This window comes from Trabulsiella odontotermitis (genome assembly GCF_001297775.1).
Taxonomy (GTDB): domain Bacteria; phylum Pseudomonadota; class Gammaproteobacteria; order Enterobacterales; family Enterobacteriaceae; genus Trabulsiella; species Trabulsiella odontotermitis.
This window is the reverse complement of the sequence record NZ_LIFX01000013.1, coordinates 97,275-112,854: the sequence shown is the minus strand read 5'-3', so window position 1 is coordinate 112,854 and position 15,580 is coordinate 97,275. Positions and strand designations below refer to the sequence as shown.

At 55.7% G+C, this 15,580-nt stretch carries 15 protein-coding genes; 4 read left to right on the top strand and 11 right to left on the bottom strand.

Annotation, left to right across the window (positions count from 1 at the left end):
- Positions 1-33 precede the first annotated feature (33 nt).
- The 3 genes from AOY23_RS17985 to zwf all read right to left on the bottom strand — a co-directional run bounded on the left by AOY23_RS17985 (position 34) and on the right by zwf (position 4,235).
- Positions 34-672, bottom strand: coding sequence for a bifunctional 4-hydroxy-2-oxoglutarate aldolase/2-dehydro-3-deoxy-phosphogluconate aldolase (locus tag AOY23_RS17985; RefSeq protein ID WP_054180648.1), 639 nt, complete (start codon positions 670-672; stop codon positions 34-36).
- Positions 673-711: 39 nt separating this feature from the next.
- Positions 712-2,523 (bottom strand): phosphogluconate dehydratase, encoded by a 1,812-nt coding sequence (gene edd, locus AOY23_RS17980; protein WP_054180649.1) that lies wholly within the window; start codon positions 2,521-2,523, stop codon positions 712-714.
- Between the two features lie 236 nt (positions 2,524-2,759).
- Complete coding sequence (gene zwf / locus AOY23_RS17975; protein WP_054180650.1) at positions 2,760-4,235, bottom strand: glucose-6-phosphate dehydrogenase; 1,476 nt, start codon at positions 4,233-4,235, stop codon at positions 2,760-2,762.
- 352 nt (positions 4,236-4,587) lie between these two features.
- On the opposite strand from zwf, the gene AOY23_RS17970 reads away from it, so the two are divergent.
- Both AOY23_RS17970 and pyk read left to right on the top strand, forming a co-directional pair.
- A complete protein-coding gene (locus tag AOY23_RS17970; RefSeq protein WP_054180651.1) occupies positions 4,588-5,457 on the top strand; it encodes a MurR/RpiR family transcriptional regulator in 870 nt (289 codons plus the stop codon).
- Between the two features lie 123 nt (positions 5,458-5,580).
- Positions 5,581-7,023 carry a pyruvate kinase gene (gene pyk / locus AOY23_RS17965; protein WP_054180652.1) on the top strand — a complete coding sequence of 481 codons (1,443 nt, stop codon included), beginning with the start codon at positions 5,581-5,583 and terminating at the stop codon, positions 7,021-7,023.
- A gap of 44 nt (positions 7,024-7,067) precedes the next feature.
- Here the strand turns inward: pyk and lpxM are convergent, their stop codons facing one another.
- The 3 genes from lpxM to znuA form a co-directional block, all read right to left on the bottom strand.
- Entirely contained in the window at positions 7,068-8,039 is a 972-nt protein-coding gene (gene lpxM, locus AOY23_RS17960) for a lauroyl-Kdo(2)-lipid IV(A) myristoyltransferase (RefSeq protein ID WP_054180653.1), read from the bottom strand.
- A 116-nt stretch (positions 8,040-8,155) separates the two neighbouring features.
- Positions 8,156-9,475 (bottom strand): murein DD-endopeptidase MepM, encoded by a 1,320-nt coding sequence (gene mepM / locus AOY23_RS17955; RefSeq protein ID WP_072171050.1) that lies wholly within the window; start codon positions 9,473-9,475, stop codon positions 8,156-8,158.
- Between the two features lie 15 nt (positions 9,476-9,490).
- Positions 9,491-10,435 carry a zinc ABC transporter substrate-binding protein ZnuA gene (znuA, locus tag AOY23_RS17950; protein WP_054180655.1) on the bottom strand — a complete coding sequence of 315 codons (945 nt, stop codon included), beginning with the start codon at positions 10,433-10,435 and terminating at the stop codon, positions 9,491-9,493.
- A gap of 78 nt (positions 10,436-10,513) precedes the next feature.
- Between znuA and znuC the strand changes: the two genes are divergently transcribed.
- Both znuC and znuB read left to right on the top strand, forming a co-directional pair.
- Complete coding sequence (gene znuC / locus AOY23_RS17945; RefSeq protein WP_054180656.1) at positions 10,514-11,269, top strand: zinc ABC transporter ATP-binding protein ZnuC; 756 nt, start codon at positions 10,514-10,516, stop codon at positions 11,267-11,269.
- Entirely contained in the window at positions 11,266-12,051 is a 786-nt protein-coding gene (gene znuB, locus AOY23_RS17940; protein WP_054180657.1) for a zinc ABC transporter permease subunit ZnuB, read from the top strand. Before znuC ends, znuB begins: the two co-directional genes overlap by 4 nt.
- A gap of 53 nt (positions 12,052-12,104) precedes the next feature.
- Here the strand turns inward: znuB and ruvB are convergent, their stop codons facing one another.
- The 5 genes from ruvB to nudB form a co-directional block, all read right to left on the bottom strand.
- A complete protein-coding gene (gene ruvB, locus AOY23_RS17935) occupies positions 12,105-13,115 on the bottom strand; it encodes a Holliday junction branch migration DNA helicase RuvB (protein ID WP_038153500.1) in 1,011 nt (336 codons plus the stop codon).
- Between the two features lie 8 nt (positions 13,116-13,123).
- Entirely contained in the window at positions 13,124-13,735 is a 612-nt protein-coding gene (gene ruvA, locus AOY23_RS17930) for a Holliday junction branch migration protein RuvA (protein ID WP_038153498.1), read from the bottom strand.
- A 78-nt stretch (positions 13,736-13,813) separates the two neighbouring features.
- A complete protein-coding gene (gene ruvC, locus AOY23_RS17925; RefSeq protein WP_054180658.1) occupies positions 13,814-14,335 on the bottom strand; it encodes a crossover junction endodeoxyribonuclease RuvC in 522 nt (173 codons plus the stop codon).
- A 34-nt stretch (positions 14,336-14,369) separates the two neighbouring features.
- The gene (locus AOY23_RS17920) at positions 14,370-15,110 is read right to left on the bottom strand and encodes a YebC/PmpR family DNA-binding transcriptional regulator (RefSeq protein WP_054180659.1); all 741 of its coding nucleotides are present in this window, start codon (positions 15,108-15,110) and stop codon (positions 14,370-14,372) included.
- A gap of 26 nt (positions 15,111-15,136) precedes the next feature.
- Positions 15,137-15,580 carry a dihydroneopterin triphosphate diphosphatase gene (nudB, locus tag AOY23_RS17915; protein WP_038153495.1) on the bottom strand — a complete coding sequence of 148 codons (444 nt, stop codon included), beginning with the start codon at positions 15,578-15,580 and terminating at the stop codon, positions 15,137-15,139.

Here is a 15,580-nt window from a genome sequence, read left to right as displayed (position 1 = left end):
CGTTCGTTGCGCCACCGGGCTTTTTGCGGAAACTTACTTCGCGCCTTCTACCGCTTCGCGCGCCAGTTTCGTAATACGATCCCAGTCCCCCGCTTCCAGCGCGTCGGCCGGAACCAGCCAGGAGCCACCGATGCACAGCACGCTTTTCAGCGCCAGGTAATCACGGTAGTTCGCCGGAGAGATCCCGCCGGTCGGGCAGAAACGGATGTTGCCGAACGGGCCGGCAATCGCCTGCAGCGCTTTCACACCGCCGTTAGCTTCCGCCGGGAAGAATTTAAACTCTTTCAGACCGTAATCCATGCCCAGCATCAGTTCAGAAACGGTGCTGATGCCCGGGATCAGCGGAATGGTGCCTTCGGTTGCCGCTTTCAGCAGCGGTTCGGTCAGCCCCGGACTGATGGCGAACTGCGCGCCTGCGTCAGTCACTTCTTTCAGTTGCTGGACATTGGTCACGGTACCCGCACCGATGATCGCTTCAGGCACTTCTTTGGCAATGGCGCGGATCGCATCAAGCGCACAATCGGTACGCAGAGTCACTTCCAGTACGCGGACACCACCGGCAACCAGCGCTTTCGCCATCGGCACGGAGTGTTCCAGTTTTTTCACTACGATAACCGGTACTACAGGCCCGTTGGTCAGGATTGCTTCTGCTGTTGTTTTCCAGTTTTTCATCAGAGTTTTTCTCTCGCCAGATCGATAATTCTTGTCGTCTTAAAAAGTGATGCAGGTTGCACCCTGCTCTGCGCCGGACAGTTTTTCACGCAGTGCGCCAAACAGTTCGCGGCCGGTACCTGTGCGCGAGGCGCTCAGGTCAGGGATATGTGGCTGACGGGCAGCCAGTTCGGCGTCATCCACCAGCAGCGTCAGTTCGCCTGTCTGCCCGTTAACACGGATCATGTCGCCGTCGCGGACTTTGGCTAACAGACCGCCATCGTACGCTTCCGGGGTGACGTGGATAGCTGACGGCACTTTGCCTGATGCGCCGGAGAGTCGTCCATCGGTCACTAACGCGATTTTGAAACGGCGGTCCAATAATACACCTAACGGCGGCATAAGTTTATGTAATTCTGGCATGCCGTTCGCTTTTGGCCCCTGATGGCGCACCACAACGACACAATCCTTATCCAGCAACCCGGCGTCAAAAGCAGGCAGCACATCGTGCTGGCTTTCAAAGACCACCGCAGGTGCCTCGATAATCTGGTTTTCCACCGGCACGGCGGAGGTTTTCATCACTGCGCGACCGAGGTTGCCGCTCAGCACTTTGGTACCGCCATGGTGGGAGAATGGTTTGTCGAACGAGGCGATGATGTCGCTGTCGAGCGAGGCGGTTGCCCCTTCACGCCAGTCCAGCTCGCCGTTATTCAGCCACGGCTCCATGGTATAGCGCGACAGACCAAAGCCCGCCACAGTATTGACGTCTTCATGCAGCAGACCGCCCTTCAGCAGCTCACGCACCAGCACCGGCACGCCACCGGCTGCCTGGAAGTGGTTGATATCCGCCGGGCCGTTCGGATAGAGACGCGCCATTAACGGCACCACATCGGAAAGCTCAGAGAAATCATCCCAGTTGATGATGATGCCCGCCGCGCGAGCCATCGCCACCAGGTGCATTGTGTGGTTGGTCGAGCCACCGGTCGCGAGCAGCGCGACGATCCCGTTGACCACCACTTTTTCATCAAACAGTTTACCGAGCGGCATCCATTCGTTGCCATTGCCGGTCAACCGGGTGACCTGGCGCGCGGCAGCCGCCGTTAACGCTTCACGCAGCGGCGCATCCGGGTGAACAAATGACGAACCAGGCAGTTGCATCCCCATAAACTCGATGACCATCTGGTTGGTGTTCGCCGTGCCATAGAAAGTACAGGTACCTGGTGCGTGATACGACGCGGCTTCTGATTCCAGCAGCGCCATACGATCAACTTTGCCTTCCGCGTACAACTGGCGGATGCGCACTTTTTCTTTGTTCGCCAGTCCGCTGGCCATCGGGCCGGACGGAATAAAGATGGACGGCAGGTGACCAAACGACAGCGCCGCCATTGCCAGCCCCGGGACGATTTTGTCACACACGCCGAGATACAGCGCGCCGTCGAACATATTGTGAGAGAGCCCCACCGCCGCTGACATGGCGATCACTTCGCGGCTCAGCAGCGACAGTTCCATGCCATCCTGCCCCTGGGTCACGCCATCGCACATAGCTGGTACGCCACCGGCCACCTGACCCACCGCGTTCGCGCTGTGCAGCGCTTTGCGAATGATATCCGGGTAGTGTTCGTACGGCTGATGCGCCGAGAGCATGTCGTTGTAGGAGGTAATGATGGCGATATTGTTACGCAGCATGCTTTTCAGCGCGGCTTTATCGTCCGGCTGGCAGGCAGCAAAACCGTGCGCCAGGTTGCCGCAGGCCAGTTGCGAACGATGGACCGTCGTCGTCTTTGCCTGGTTAATCCGTTCGAGGTACGCCGTGCGGGTCTCTCGCGAGCGGTCAATAATTCGCTTTGTTACGCGTAACATTATTGGATTCATAGAAGCTCCTCAAATTTATCTGTCCGGCCCGCGGGATTAACAAGATCATCAGTAATGTTTAACAATGCTGAAACGCTTGAATGCCGGAGCTCAGGGGCAAAATCGCTTCAGTCAGTATAATAAAAAAAAACTCCGCGGGGAAATCCACGCGGAGTTTATTAGTGCAAAAAATCACCATTAATGTGTATCAGATCATGTTACCGGTAAAATAACACCTCTGAGGGAGCTTCTCTGGCTTATTCAAACTCATTCCAGGAGCGGCCATCACGGGTGATCATCGCCACGGAAGCGACCGGCCCCCAGGTGCCTGCCTGATACGGTTTCGGCGCATCCTGATCCGCCGCCCACGCGCCAGTAATGGAGTCGACCCATTTCCACGCCTCTTCCACTTCATCACGGCGCACAAACAGTGCCTGAATGCCACGCATGGTTTCCAGCAGCAGGCGCTCATAGGCGTCCGCCAGGTGCGTCTGATTGAAGGTTTCGGAGTAGCTCAGATCAAGCTTGGTGGTCTGCAGATTATGTTTGTGGTCCAGGCCTGGCACTTTGTTCAGTACCTGGATATCCACGCCTTCGTCCGGCTGCAGACGAATCGTCAGCTTGTTCTGCGGCAGATCCTGCCAGGACTCTTTGAACAGGTTCAGCTCAGGCGTTTTGAAGTAGACCACCACTTCTGAACATTTCGTCGGCAGACGCTTACCGGTACGCAGATAGAACGGCACACCCGCCCAGCGCCAGTTGTCGATGTCGACGCGAATGGCCACAAACGTTTCGGTATTGCTGCTCTTATTAGCGCCCTCTTCTTCCAGATAACCCGGCACTTTTTTGCCCTGCGCAAAACCGGTGGTGTACTGACCACGGACGGTTTTTTCACGCACATTGGAGCGATCGATACGGCGCAGCGACTTCAGCACTTTGACTTTTTCGTCACGGATGCTGTCTGCGCTAAGGTCTGACGGCGGCGACATCGCAATCATGCACAGAATTTGCAGCAGGTGGTTCTGAATCATGTCGCGCATCTGACCCGCCTGGTCGAAGTAACCCCAGCGCCCTTCAATGCCCACTTCTTCTGCGACAGTGATTTCCACGTGATCAATGGTGCGGTTATCCCAGTTATTCACAAACAGGGCGTTGGCAAAACGCAGCGCCAGCAGGTTCAGCACCGTTTCTTTACCCAGATAGTGGTCGATGCGGTACACCTGGCATTCGTCGAAATACGTTCCTACCTGATCGTTGATTTCGCGGGACGTTTCCAGCGAGGTGCCAAGCGGTTTTTCCATGACCACGCGTGCCGGTTGGGCGTTCAGTTTCGCCTCGCCGAGACCTTTGCAGATCGCGCCAAAGGTGCTTGGCGGCATGGCGAAATAGTTGATGGTCACGCGCTCTTTTTGATCGAGCATTTTACCCAGGCGGGAAAAGGCTTTGGTGTCATTGACGTCCAGGTTACAAAAATCCAGTCGGCCGCTCAGCGTATCCCATAACCCTTCATCGATTTTTTCCTTCATGAAGGTTTCCAGGGCTTCGCGTACGACCTTGGTGTACGCGTCTTTATCCCAGTCTGCGCGTCCGACCCCAATGATGCGAGTATCAGGGTGGATTTGCCCTGATTTTTCGAGTTGATACAGGGAAGGCAGCAATTTACGACGAGCCAGATCTCCCTTGGCGCCGAAAATGACCAGATCGCATGCCTGGGCTGTTTGCGTTACCGCCATGTCATTCTCCTTAGTTGATTTCCCGGCACTGACGCCAGGACTTCGTTGTAATTTTATTACGATGCACTGTACTGTGTTTACGTATTTCCCGAAACCCCATTCCGCTATTTACGACGCTAAAGCGCATCCTTTGAAAAAGCGCGGCGGCAGATTTCAGGCAACTGGCTAATTTTGTTCGTTCTTTCGCCCTGAATATCGTCACTAAAACACGACTCTGATCATGTAATGAAAAAAAACAACATTTCCGCTCGTTGTTCCTTACCTTTACCATCTTCCGGGGGGTATATTCTTGCTAATTCGCATGACGATTTCACCCATTTCAGAAATCGCTTTAGTTGATGAGCGTTTAATAATGAACATGCTTGAAAAAATCCAGTTCCACCTTGAACACCTTAGCAAATCTGAACGCAAAGTGGCTGAAGTCATTCTCGCCGACCCGGCTCAGGCCATCCATTCAAGTATCGCCACCCTCGCGTTGCAGGCAGGCGTCAGTGAACCCACGGTGAACCGGTTTTGCCGCAGCCTGGAGACCCGCGGTTTCCCGGATTTCAAGCTGCATCTGGCGCAAAGCATCGCCAACGGCACGCCTTATGTTAGTCGCAACGTCGATGAAGATGATAGTGTCGAAGCCTATACCAGCAAAATCTTTGAATCAGCGATGGCAAGCCTGGACCACGTTCGCCAGTCGCTGGATATGGGCGCGGTGAATCGTGCGGTTGACCTGCTCACGCAGGCGAATAAAATCGCTTTTTTCGGTCTCGGCTCTTCCGCTGCTGTCGCACACGATGCGATGAACAAATTTTTCCGCTTCAACGTCCCCGTCATCTATTCCGACGACATCGTTCTGCAACGTATGAGTTGTATGAATTGCAGCGACGATGACGTCGTGGTGCTGATTTCCCACACCGGCAGAACCAAAAGCCAGGTCGAACTGGCGCAACTGGCGAGGGAAAACGATGCCATGGTGATCGCCATTACTTCCGCCGGTACGCCGCTTGCCCGCGAGGCCAGCCTGGCCATTACGCTGGACGTTCCGGAAGATACTGACATTTACATGCCCATGGTTTCGCGCCTGGCACAATTAACTGTTATCGACGTACTGGCAACCGGTTTTACACTACGCCGGGGGGCAAAATTCAGAGATAACTTGAAGCGAGTCAAGGAAGCGCTGAAAGAATCGCGTTTTGATAAGGAATTGCTGTTACGCAGCGATAATCACTAAAAATCGAAAAGCAGGTTGTAACTTATTTGTACATTCGGTTAAGTTCCTCCAGAGTTAACGTGGAGAACGACCCGGATTCCTTTTCACGCAACACCAAAGTTGTATCAGTTAACGGAGTATTACATGTCCAGAAGGCTTCGCAGAACTAAGATTGTCACCACGTTGGGCCCGGCAACTGACCGCGACAATAATCTCGAAAAAATTATTGCGGCTGGCGCTAACGTAGTTCGTATGAATTTCTCTCACGGCACCCCCGAAGACCACAAACTGCGTGCTGACAAAGTGCGTGAAATCGCAGCCAGACTGGGCCGTCATGTCGCTATCCTCGGCGATCTGCAAGGGCCAAAAATCCGTGTTTCGACTTTCAAAGAAGGCAAAGTATTCCTCAATATTGGTGATAAATTCCTGCTCGATGCCAGCCTCGGTAAAGGCGAAGGCGATAAAGAAAAAGTCGGCATCGACTATAAAGGTTTGCCAGCGGACGTGGTGCCTGGCGACATTCTGCTGCTCGACGACGGTCGCGTGCAGTTAAAAGTGCTGGACGTTCAGGGCATGAAAGTATTCACCGAGGTGACTGTCGGTGGCCCGCTCTCCAACAACAAAGGCATTAACAAGCTCGGCGGCGGTCTGTCTGCCGAAGCGCTGACCGAAAAAGACAAGGCTGATATCCTGACCGCGGCACAGATTAGCGTTGACTACCTGGCCGTCTCCTTCCCGCGCTGCGGCGAAGATCTCAACTACGCCCGCCGCCTGGCGCGCGATGCGGGCTGCGATGCCAAAATCGTTGCCAAAGTCGAGCGTGCGGAAGCAGTCTGCACCCAGGATGCGATGGATGACATCATCCTGGCCTCAGACGTGGTGATGGTGGCCCGTGGCGACCTCGGCGTGGAAATCGGCGACCCGGAACTGGTCGGTATTCAGAAAGCCCTGATCCGCCGCGCCCGTAAGCTGAACCGTGCGGTGATCACCGCGACGCAAATGATGGAGTCGATGATCACCAACCCGATGCCGACCCGTGCAGAAGTCATGGACGTGGCGAACGCCGTACTCGACGGTACCGACGCCGTAATGCTTTCTGCTGAAACCGCGGCCGGTCAGTACCCGGCGGAAACCGTTGCCGCGATGGCGCGCGTTTGCCTCGGCGCAGAGAAAATCCCGAGCATTAACGTCTCTAAACACCGTCTCGACGTTGAGTTTGATAATGTCGAAGAAGCGATCGCCATGTCGGCGATGTACGCCGCCAACCACCTGAAAGGCGTGACGGCGATTATCACCATGACCGAATCCGGCCGTACCGCGCTGATGACCTCGCGTATCAGCTCCGGTCTGCCGATTTTCGCCATGTCCCGCCATGAACGTACCCTGAACCTGACCGCCCTTTACCGTGGCGTGACGCCGGTCTTTTTCGACAGCGACAGCGATGGCGTTGCCGCCGCGAACGATGCGGTGAATCTGCTGCGCGACAAAGGGTATCTGATGTCCGGTGATATCGTTATTGTCACCCAGGGCGACGTGATGAGCACCATCGGCTCCACCAATACCACCCGTGTGATGATGGTGGAGTAAACGCCCGCCATCAGAACGAGAAAGCGCCCTGACGGGCGCTTTTTTTATTTCTTCGGGAACAGCTCTTTGCGTTTATAAGGCTCAATTTCACCCGGTTTGCGGGTTTTCAGCAGCTTGAGGATCCAGGTGTACTGTTCAGGATGGGGAGTGACAAAAATCTCCACCTCTTCGTTCATCCGGCGGGCGATGGTATTGTCATCCGCTTTCAGCAGATCGTCCATCGGCGGACGCACTTCCACCGTCAGGCGGTGGGTTTTACCATCGTAGACAGGAAACAGCGGCACCACTCTGGCGCGACACACTTTCATCAGGCGGCCAATCGCCGGTAACGTCGCTTTGTAGGTGCCAAAGAAGTCAACGAATTCGCTGTGCTCCTCACCATGATCCTGATCCGGCAGATAATACCCCCAGTAACCCTGGCGCACTGACTGGATAAACGGTTTGATACCGTCGTTACGCGCGTGCATACGGCCGCCAAAACGGCGCCTGACGGTGTTCCAGACGTAATCAAAGACCGGATTCCCCTGATTGTGAAACATGGCCGCCATCATCTGCCCCTGCGACGCCATTAACATCGCCGGAATATCCACACCCCAGCCGTGCGGCACGAGAAATATCACTTTCTCGTTATTGCGCTGCATCTCATCGATGATCTCTTTACCGCGCCAGTCTACGCGCTGCATGATCTTCTTTGGATCACGCAGGCCCAGCTCGGCCATCATCACCATCGCCTGCGGCGCAGTGGCGTACATTGCGTCGATCATCGCTTCCCGCTCCTGCTCGCTCTTCTCGGGGAAGCAATAAAGCAGGTTAATTTGCGCACGACGGCGTGAACTGCGGGCCAGTCGCCCGACCAGCGTGCCAAGCTTACCCAGTATGGGGTCGCGGAAAGACGGCGGCGTCAGCGCAATGCCCGCGAAAGCGGCAACGCCCAGCCAGGATCCCCAGAAGCGCGGGTGCAAAAAGGATTTTTCAAAGACAGGAATAAACTCACTATTATTTTTTTTCGTTTCCATGCAGGTTCACAGTTGCGCCAGCAAATAAAGATAATGGGATAGTGTAGCGAGGTGTCCGCTATCGCACAAAACAAAAAGCCGGTGCGCGACGGCACCGGCCTCAGAAATGACAGGTTCTAATCGAAACGCAACTGCGGCATCACCTCTTTCGCCTGCGCCAGGTAATCGCGGCGATCGGCGCCGGTCAGCCCTTCGGTGCGCGGCAGTTTCGCCGTCAGCGGGTTGACCGCCTGCTGGTTGATCCACACTTCATAGTGCAGATGCGGCCCCGTCGAACGCCCGGTGTTACCGGACAGCGCGATGCGGTCGCCACGTTTCACTTTCTGACCCGGTTTCACCAGCATTTTACGCAGGTGCATATAGCGCGTGGTGTAGGTGCGGCCGTGACGGATCGCAACGTAATACCCGGCGGCGCCACTGCGTTTTGCCACCACCACTTCACCGTCACCAACAGAAAGCACCGGCGTGCCTTGCGGCATGGCGAAATCAACGCCACGGTGAGGCGCGACGCGGCCCGTTACCGGATTCTGGCGACGCGGATTAAAGTTGGAGGAGACGCGGAACTGGCGCGCGGTCGGGAAACGCAGGAAGCCTTTTGCAAGGCCGGTACCGTTGCGGTCGTAGAACTTGCCGTCTTCGGCGCGGATCGCGTAGTAATCTTTGCCCCCGGAGCGCAGACGCACGCCCAGCAACTGGCTCTGTTCACGTTTGCCGTCCAGCATTTCACGGGACATCAGCACTGAGAACTGGTCACCTTTTTTCAGCTTACGGAAATCCATCTGCCATTGCATGGCTTTGATCACCGCGCTTACTTCACTGCTGGTCAGGCCCGCTGCGCGTGCGCTGGCGACAAAACTGCCGCCAACGGAACCGTTCAGGGTGCTGTTAACCCAGTCGCCCTGCTGCATTTCGCTGCTCATTTTGAAACCGGTCGCGGTACGATCGTAGGTGCGGGTTTCACGGCGGGATATTTCCCAGGTCAGACGCTGCAGATCGCCTTCGGCGGTCAGGGTCCAGGAAAGCTGTTGACCAATTTTCAGGTTACGCAAGTCTTTATCGGCGCTCGCCAGTTGGGCGATATCACCCATATCAATACCATACTGATTCAGAATGCTGCTTAACGTGTCGCCGGTTGATACCACATATTCATGCACACCGGCTTCGCTGGCGATTTTGTCATCCAGCTCATCCTGCGGAATGGCTTCATCTTCCTGTGCTGACTGATCGATAGGTTCACTGGCTTCGGGCAACAGCGAGCGGATTTCGTTTTTTTCCAGCTCAATGGTTCTGACAATCGGTGCGGATTCGGGGTGGTAAACATAGGGTCGCCATACGGCGACCGCTAAAGTAAGAACGGTAAGCGACCCCAGCATTACGCGGTGAGGTCGCGGCAAGTTATTAAATGCCAGGGCGACAGAGCGGGCTATCTGTTGCACGTATTCACTTCCTCATTAATCTCCCTTCAGGCAGCTCGCGTACTGATTCGCCAGTTGGGTGAGAAACTGCGCGTAGCTCGTTTTCCCCAACGTGATATTTGTTCCAAGAGGGTCTAAGGTTCCCATGCGCACGGACGTCCCTCTGGCAACAGCTTCTACGACGGCTGGCCTGAATTGTGGCTCAGCAAAAACGCAAGTCGCTTTTTGCTCAACCAACTGTGTTCTTATTTCATGTAAACGCTGTGCACCAGGCTGTATTTCCGGGTTGACGGTAAAATGACCAAGCGGGGTCAGGCCGTAGTGTTTTTCGTAGTAGCCATAGGCATCATGAAAAACGAAATACCCTTTTCCTTTCAGCGGTGACAGCGCAGCAGTAACCTGTTTATCGGCGTTAACTAAATTATCTTCAAACGCTTTCAGGTTGTCATCGAGCCGGACCCGACTTTGCGGCATAAGTTCCACTAATTTATCGTGGATTGCAACCGCTGAGAGGCGCGCTATCTCTGGCGAGAGCCAAAGATGCATGTTGTAATCGCCATGATGGTGATGCTCGTCACTTTTTTCATCATGTCCCTGGTCGTGTCCATGATCGTCATCGTCGTCATCGACGCCTTTTATGAGCAACGGTTTCACACCCTCGAGGTGCGCAATCGTTACCTTCTTGTTTGCCGCAATGCTTTGCGTTGACTTGTCCATAAACGCTTCCATCTCCGGACCAATCCAGACCACTAAGTCTGCATTTTGTAAGCGTTTTACATCAGATAGACGGAGTGAATAATCATGCTCAGACGCGCCATCAGGCAGCAGCACCTGCGTTTCGGTCACGCCGTCTGCAATGGCGGAGGCGATAAACCCGATTGGCTTAAGGGATGCGACGACGGCAGCATTTACCGGCAGAGCCGCACCAGCCAGCAACGCAGCGGAAATGCCTGCGCAAAGAAGCGTATTTTTATGTAACATAATGCGTCTACTATTCGTATTGTCTGTGGGGAATGTGATATTATAACATTTCCATTCGAGCGCAACCCTTTTATTAAAATGACGAATCTTGTAACGCTGGACAACGTCTCGGTCACTTTTGGTCAACGACGCGTGCTTTCTGACATCTCCCTGACACTGAAGCCGGGGAAGATTTTGACGCTGCTCGGCCCGAACGGTGCTGGCAAATCGACACTGGTGCGTGTGGTGCTAGGGCTTATTACGCCGGATGAAGGCGTAGTGATGCGTGAAGGTAAACTGCGCATCGGTTATGTACCACAGAAGCTGCATCTCGACGCCACGCTGCCGCTGACTGTCAGCCGCTTTTTACGCCTGCGCCCCGGTGCGCGTAAAGCGGATATTCTCCCTGCTCTCAAACGTGTACAGGCTGGTCATCTCATCGATGCGCCGATGCAAAAACTCTCCGGCGGCGAAACGCAACGCGTATTACTGGCGCGGGCTTTGCTGAATCGCCCGCAACTACTGGTGCTCGACGAACCCACACAAGGGGTTGACGTCAACGGTCAGGTGGCACTGTACGATCTCATCAATCAGCTGCGTCAGGAGCTGGACTGCGCCGTGCTGATGGTCTCCCATGATCTGCATTTAGTGATGGCGAAAACCGATGAGGTGCTGTGTCTTAATCATCACATCTGCTGCTCCGGTACGCCGGAAGTGGTCGCCCTGCATCCTGAATTTATGTCTATGTTTGGCCCTCGTGGCGCTGAGCAACTGGGCATCTACCGCCATCATCATAATCATCGTCATGACCTGCAAGGTCACATCATTCTGCGTCGGGGAAATGGTCGTCCATGATTGAATTATTATTTCCCGGCTGGCTGGCCGGGATTATGCTCGCCTGCGCGGCGGGTCCGCTCGGCTCTTTCGTCGTGTGGCGCCGCATGTCGTACTTTGGCGATACCCTCGCGCATGCCTCGTTGCTGGGTGTCGCGTTCGGCTTACTGCTCGATGTAAACCCTTTCTATGCGGTGATTGCCGTCACCCTGCTGCTGGCCGCCGGGCTGGTCTGGCTGGAGCGCCGTCCGCAACTCGCGATTGATACGTTGCTGGGCATTATGGCGCACAGCGCGCTGTCGCTTGGTCTGGTGGTGGTGAGCCTGATGGCCAATGTACGGGTCGATTTAATGGCGTATCTGTTCGGCGATCTGCTGGCCGTGACGCCGGAAGATTTGCTCTCTATCGCGCTGGGGGTTGCGGTGGTGGTAGGTATTTTACTGTGGCAATGGCGCAATCTGCTGTCGATGACCATCAGCCCGGATCTGGCGTTTGTCGACGGCGTGAAACTTCAGCGAGTGAAACTGCTGTTGATGCTGGTGACGGCACTGACCATTGGTGTGGCGATGAAGTTTGTCGGCGCGCTGATCATCACCTCGCTGCTGATTATTCCGGCGGCGACCGCGCGGCGTTTTGCCCGCACGCCAGAACAGATGGCCGCAGTTGCCGTGGGTGTGGGAATGATTGCGGTAACGGGCGGATTAACGTTCTCGGCGATTTATGACACGCCAGCAGGCCCGTCAGTGGTGCTTTGCGCGGCGCTGTTGTTTATTTTCAGCATGATGAAGAAAACCGCGCAGTAACGGGCATTTCCCCGGTGGCGCTGCGCTTACCGGGGCTACAAAGCCATTGCGGCTTATGGCAGTTCTGGTGGTTTAATGCCGAAATGATCCCACGCCCGCACGGTTGCCATTCGCCCGCGCGGCGTACGCTGCAAAAAGCCCTGCTGGATCAGGTACGGCTCCAGGACATCCTCGATGGTTTCACGCTCTTCGCCAATCGCGGCGGCGAGGTTGTCCAGCCCTACCGGCCCACCGAAGAATTTATCAATCACCGCCAGCAGCAGCTTGCGGTCCATATAGTCAAACCCTTCGACATCGACGTTCAGCATGTCCAGCGCCTGGGAGGCGACTTCCAGCGAGATCGTGCCATCATGGCGAACCTCGGCGTAATCGCGCACGCGGCGCAGCAGACGGTTCGCAATACGAGGCGTGCCACGGGAACGACGGGCCACTTCCAGCGCGCCCTCTTCGCTCAGTTCCAGCCCCATATAGCGCGCGCTGCGGCCAACGATGTGCTGCAGATCCGGCACCTGATAAAACTCCAGCCGCTGGACGATGCCGAAGCGGTCACGTAACGGCGACGTCAGCGAACCAGCGCGGGTTGTCGCGCCAATCAGCGTAAACGGTGGCAGATCGATTTTAATAGAGCGTGCCGCAGGCCCTTCGCCAATCATGATATCGAGCTGGTAGTCTTCCATTGCCGGATAGAGCACCTCTTCCACCACCGGTGAAAGGCGGTGAATTTCGTCGATAAACAGTACGTCGTGCGGTTCGAGGTTGGTGAGCATCGCCGCCAGATCACCCGCTTTCTCCAGCACCGGGCCTGAAGTGGTACGCAAATTCACGCCCATCTCATTGGCGACAATATTCGCCAGGGTGGTTTTTCCCAGCCCTGGCGGGCCGAAAATCAGCAGATGATCGAGCGCATCGCCACGCAACTTCGCCGCCTGGATAAAAATCTCCATTTGTGAACGAACCTGCGGCTGGCCGATATACTCTTCAAGCAGCTTAGGACGGATGGCGCGATCCACCACCTCTTCCTCGCTGGTACTGCCTGCTGTGACCAGACGGTCTGCTTCAATCATCCTTTACCTCACAACGCGGCGCGAAGCGCTTCGCGGATCAGGGTTTCACTGTTGGCGTCTGGTTTCGCAATTTTGCTTACCATCCGACTGGCTTCCTGAGGTTTATAGCCCAGCGCAACCAGCGCAGCAACCGCTTCCTGTTCGGCGTCACCATCGGTGGCGCTGGCCGGTGACGTCAGCACCAGATCCGCCGCCGGGGTAAACAGGTCGCCATGCAGACCTTTGAAGCGGTCTTTCATTTCGACGATCAACCGTTCAGCCGTTTTCTTACCAATGCCCGGCAGTTTGACCAGCGCTGCTGCCTCTTCGCGCTCGACAGCGTTGACGAACTGCTGCGCCGACATCCCGGAGAGAATGGCCAGCGCCAGTTTCGGACCGACGCCGTTGGTTTTGATCAGCTCGCGAAACAGCGTGCGCTCTTGCTTGTTGTTAAAACCAAACAGCAATTGCGCATCTTCACGCACCACAAACTGGGTGAAGATCACCGCTTCTTTGCCAACGTCAGGCAGTTCATAAAAACAGGTCATAGGCATATGGACTTCATAGCCCACGCCTCCCGCTTCGAGTAACACCAACGGGGGTTGTTTTTCGAGAATGATGCCTCTGAGTCTGCCTATCACATGACGCTCCTGCACGTTAAAAGAGTAACTGCTGCCATAATAAAAAAAGGCTGGATAGATATCCAGCCTGATTTGTGATTATCGTAACCGCCCTCGTGCCAGATTTAACCGCGTTTCACTCATTTGCACCGCGTTCTGGCTGACGTGACAGTGGGTGATGGCGATGGCCAGCGCATCGGCGGCGTCCGCCTGCGGATTAGCCGGGAGTTTCAACAGCGTACGCACCATATGCTGCACCTGACTCTTCTCCGCCCCGCCGGTACCGACCACCGTTTGCTTCACCTGACGCGCTGCGTATTCGAACACCGGCAGATCCTGATTCACTGCCGCGACGATAGCCACCCCACGCGCCTGCCCGAGCTTCAGCGCCGAGTCGGCGTTTTTCGCCATGAATACCTGTTCGATGGCAAAAATATCTGGCTGAAACTGGGTGATGATTTCCGTCACGCCCGCGTAAATCAGCTTCAGCCGGGACGGTAAATCATCAACTTTGGTACGAATACAACCGCTGCCGAGATAGGTCAACTGGCGACCTACCTGGCGGATCACGCCATAACCCGTGACGCGCGAACCCGGGTCAATGCCGAGAATAATGGCCATCACGCGCCTCCGGTTAGCGGCCTATGCAGCAACATTATAGTGTTGCGGCAACTTCGTCGGAAATTTCACCGTTATGATAAACTTCCTGCACATCATCGCAGTCTTCCAGCATATCGATGAGACGCAGCAGTTTCGGCGCGGTTTCGGCATCCATGTCCGCTTTGGTGGACGGGATCATCGACACTTCCGCGTTGTCTGCTTTCAGACCAGCCGCTTCCAGCGCGTCGCGAACGGCACCCATCTCTTCCCACGCGGTGTAGACGTCGATAGCACCGTCATCAAAAGTAATAACGTCTTCGGCACCCGCTTCCAGCGCCGCTTCCATGATGGTGTCTTCGTCACCCGCTTCGAAGGAGATCACCCCTTTCTTGCTGAACAGGTAAGCCACGGAGCCATCTGTACCGAGGTTGCCGCCGCACTTGCTGAACGCATGACGCACTTCCGCCACGGTACGGTTGCGGTTATCAGACAGGCATTCCACCATCACGGCAGTGCCGCCAGGGCCGTAACCTTCATAAATGATGGTTTCCATGTTCGCGTCTTCGTCACCGCCGACGCCACGCGCGATGGCGCGGTTCAGGGTGTCGCGCGTCATGTTGTTCGCCAGCGCTTTATCGATTGCCGCACGCAGACGCGGATTGGAGCCCGCGTCGCCACCACCCAGACGCGCTGCTGTTACCAGCTCGCGAATGATTTTGGTAAAGATCTTACCGCGCTTGGCATCCTGTGCTGCCTTGCGGTGTTTGGTGTTGGCCCATTTGCTATGACCTGCCATAAGTTTTCCTCAAAGAGCGTGCCTTCTCAGGCAGCGTTAATTACAAATTCTTCAATCGCCTGCCGGTTGCTCCACGACTTGGTCATGGCGGCGGCATCTGCCGCGTCGACCCAGCGGTAAGCCAGATGCTCGCTAAACACGATCGACCGTTCGTGTGGCAGCGCAAGACAGAACCACGATTCCGTATTGCGCTCAATGCCCGGCGCATAGCGATGACGTAAATGCGAAAAAATCTCGAACTCCACCGTGCGCTGACAGTCAATTAAGGCCAGTGGCTCGGACGTCACGTCAATGGCGACCTCTTCCTTTACTTCACGCGCGGCGGCCTGCAACGCGGTTTCGCCCTCTTCCAGACTGCCGGTGACCGACTGCCAGAAATCGGGATCGTCGCGCCGCTGTAGCATCAGCACCCGTTTCGTATCTTGTGCGTAAATCACAACCAGAACAGAAACGGGACGCTTATAGGCCAT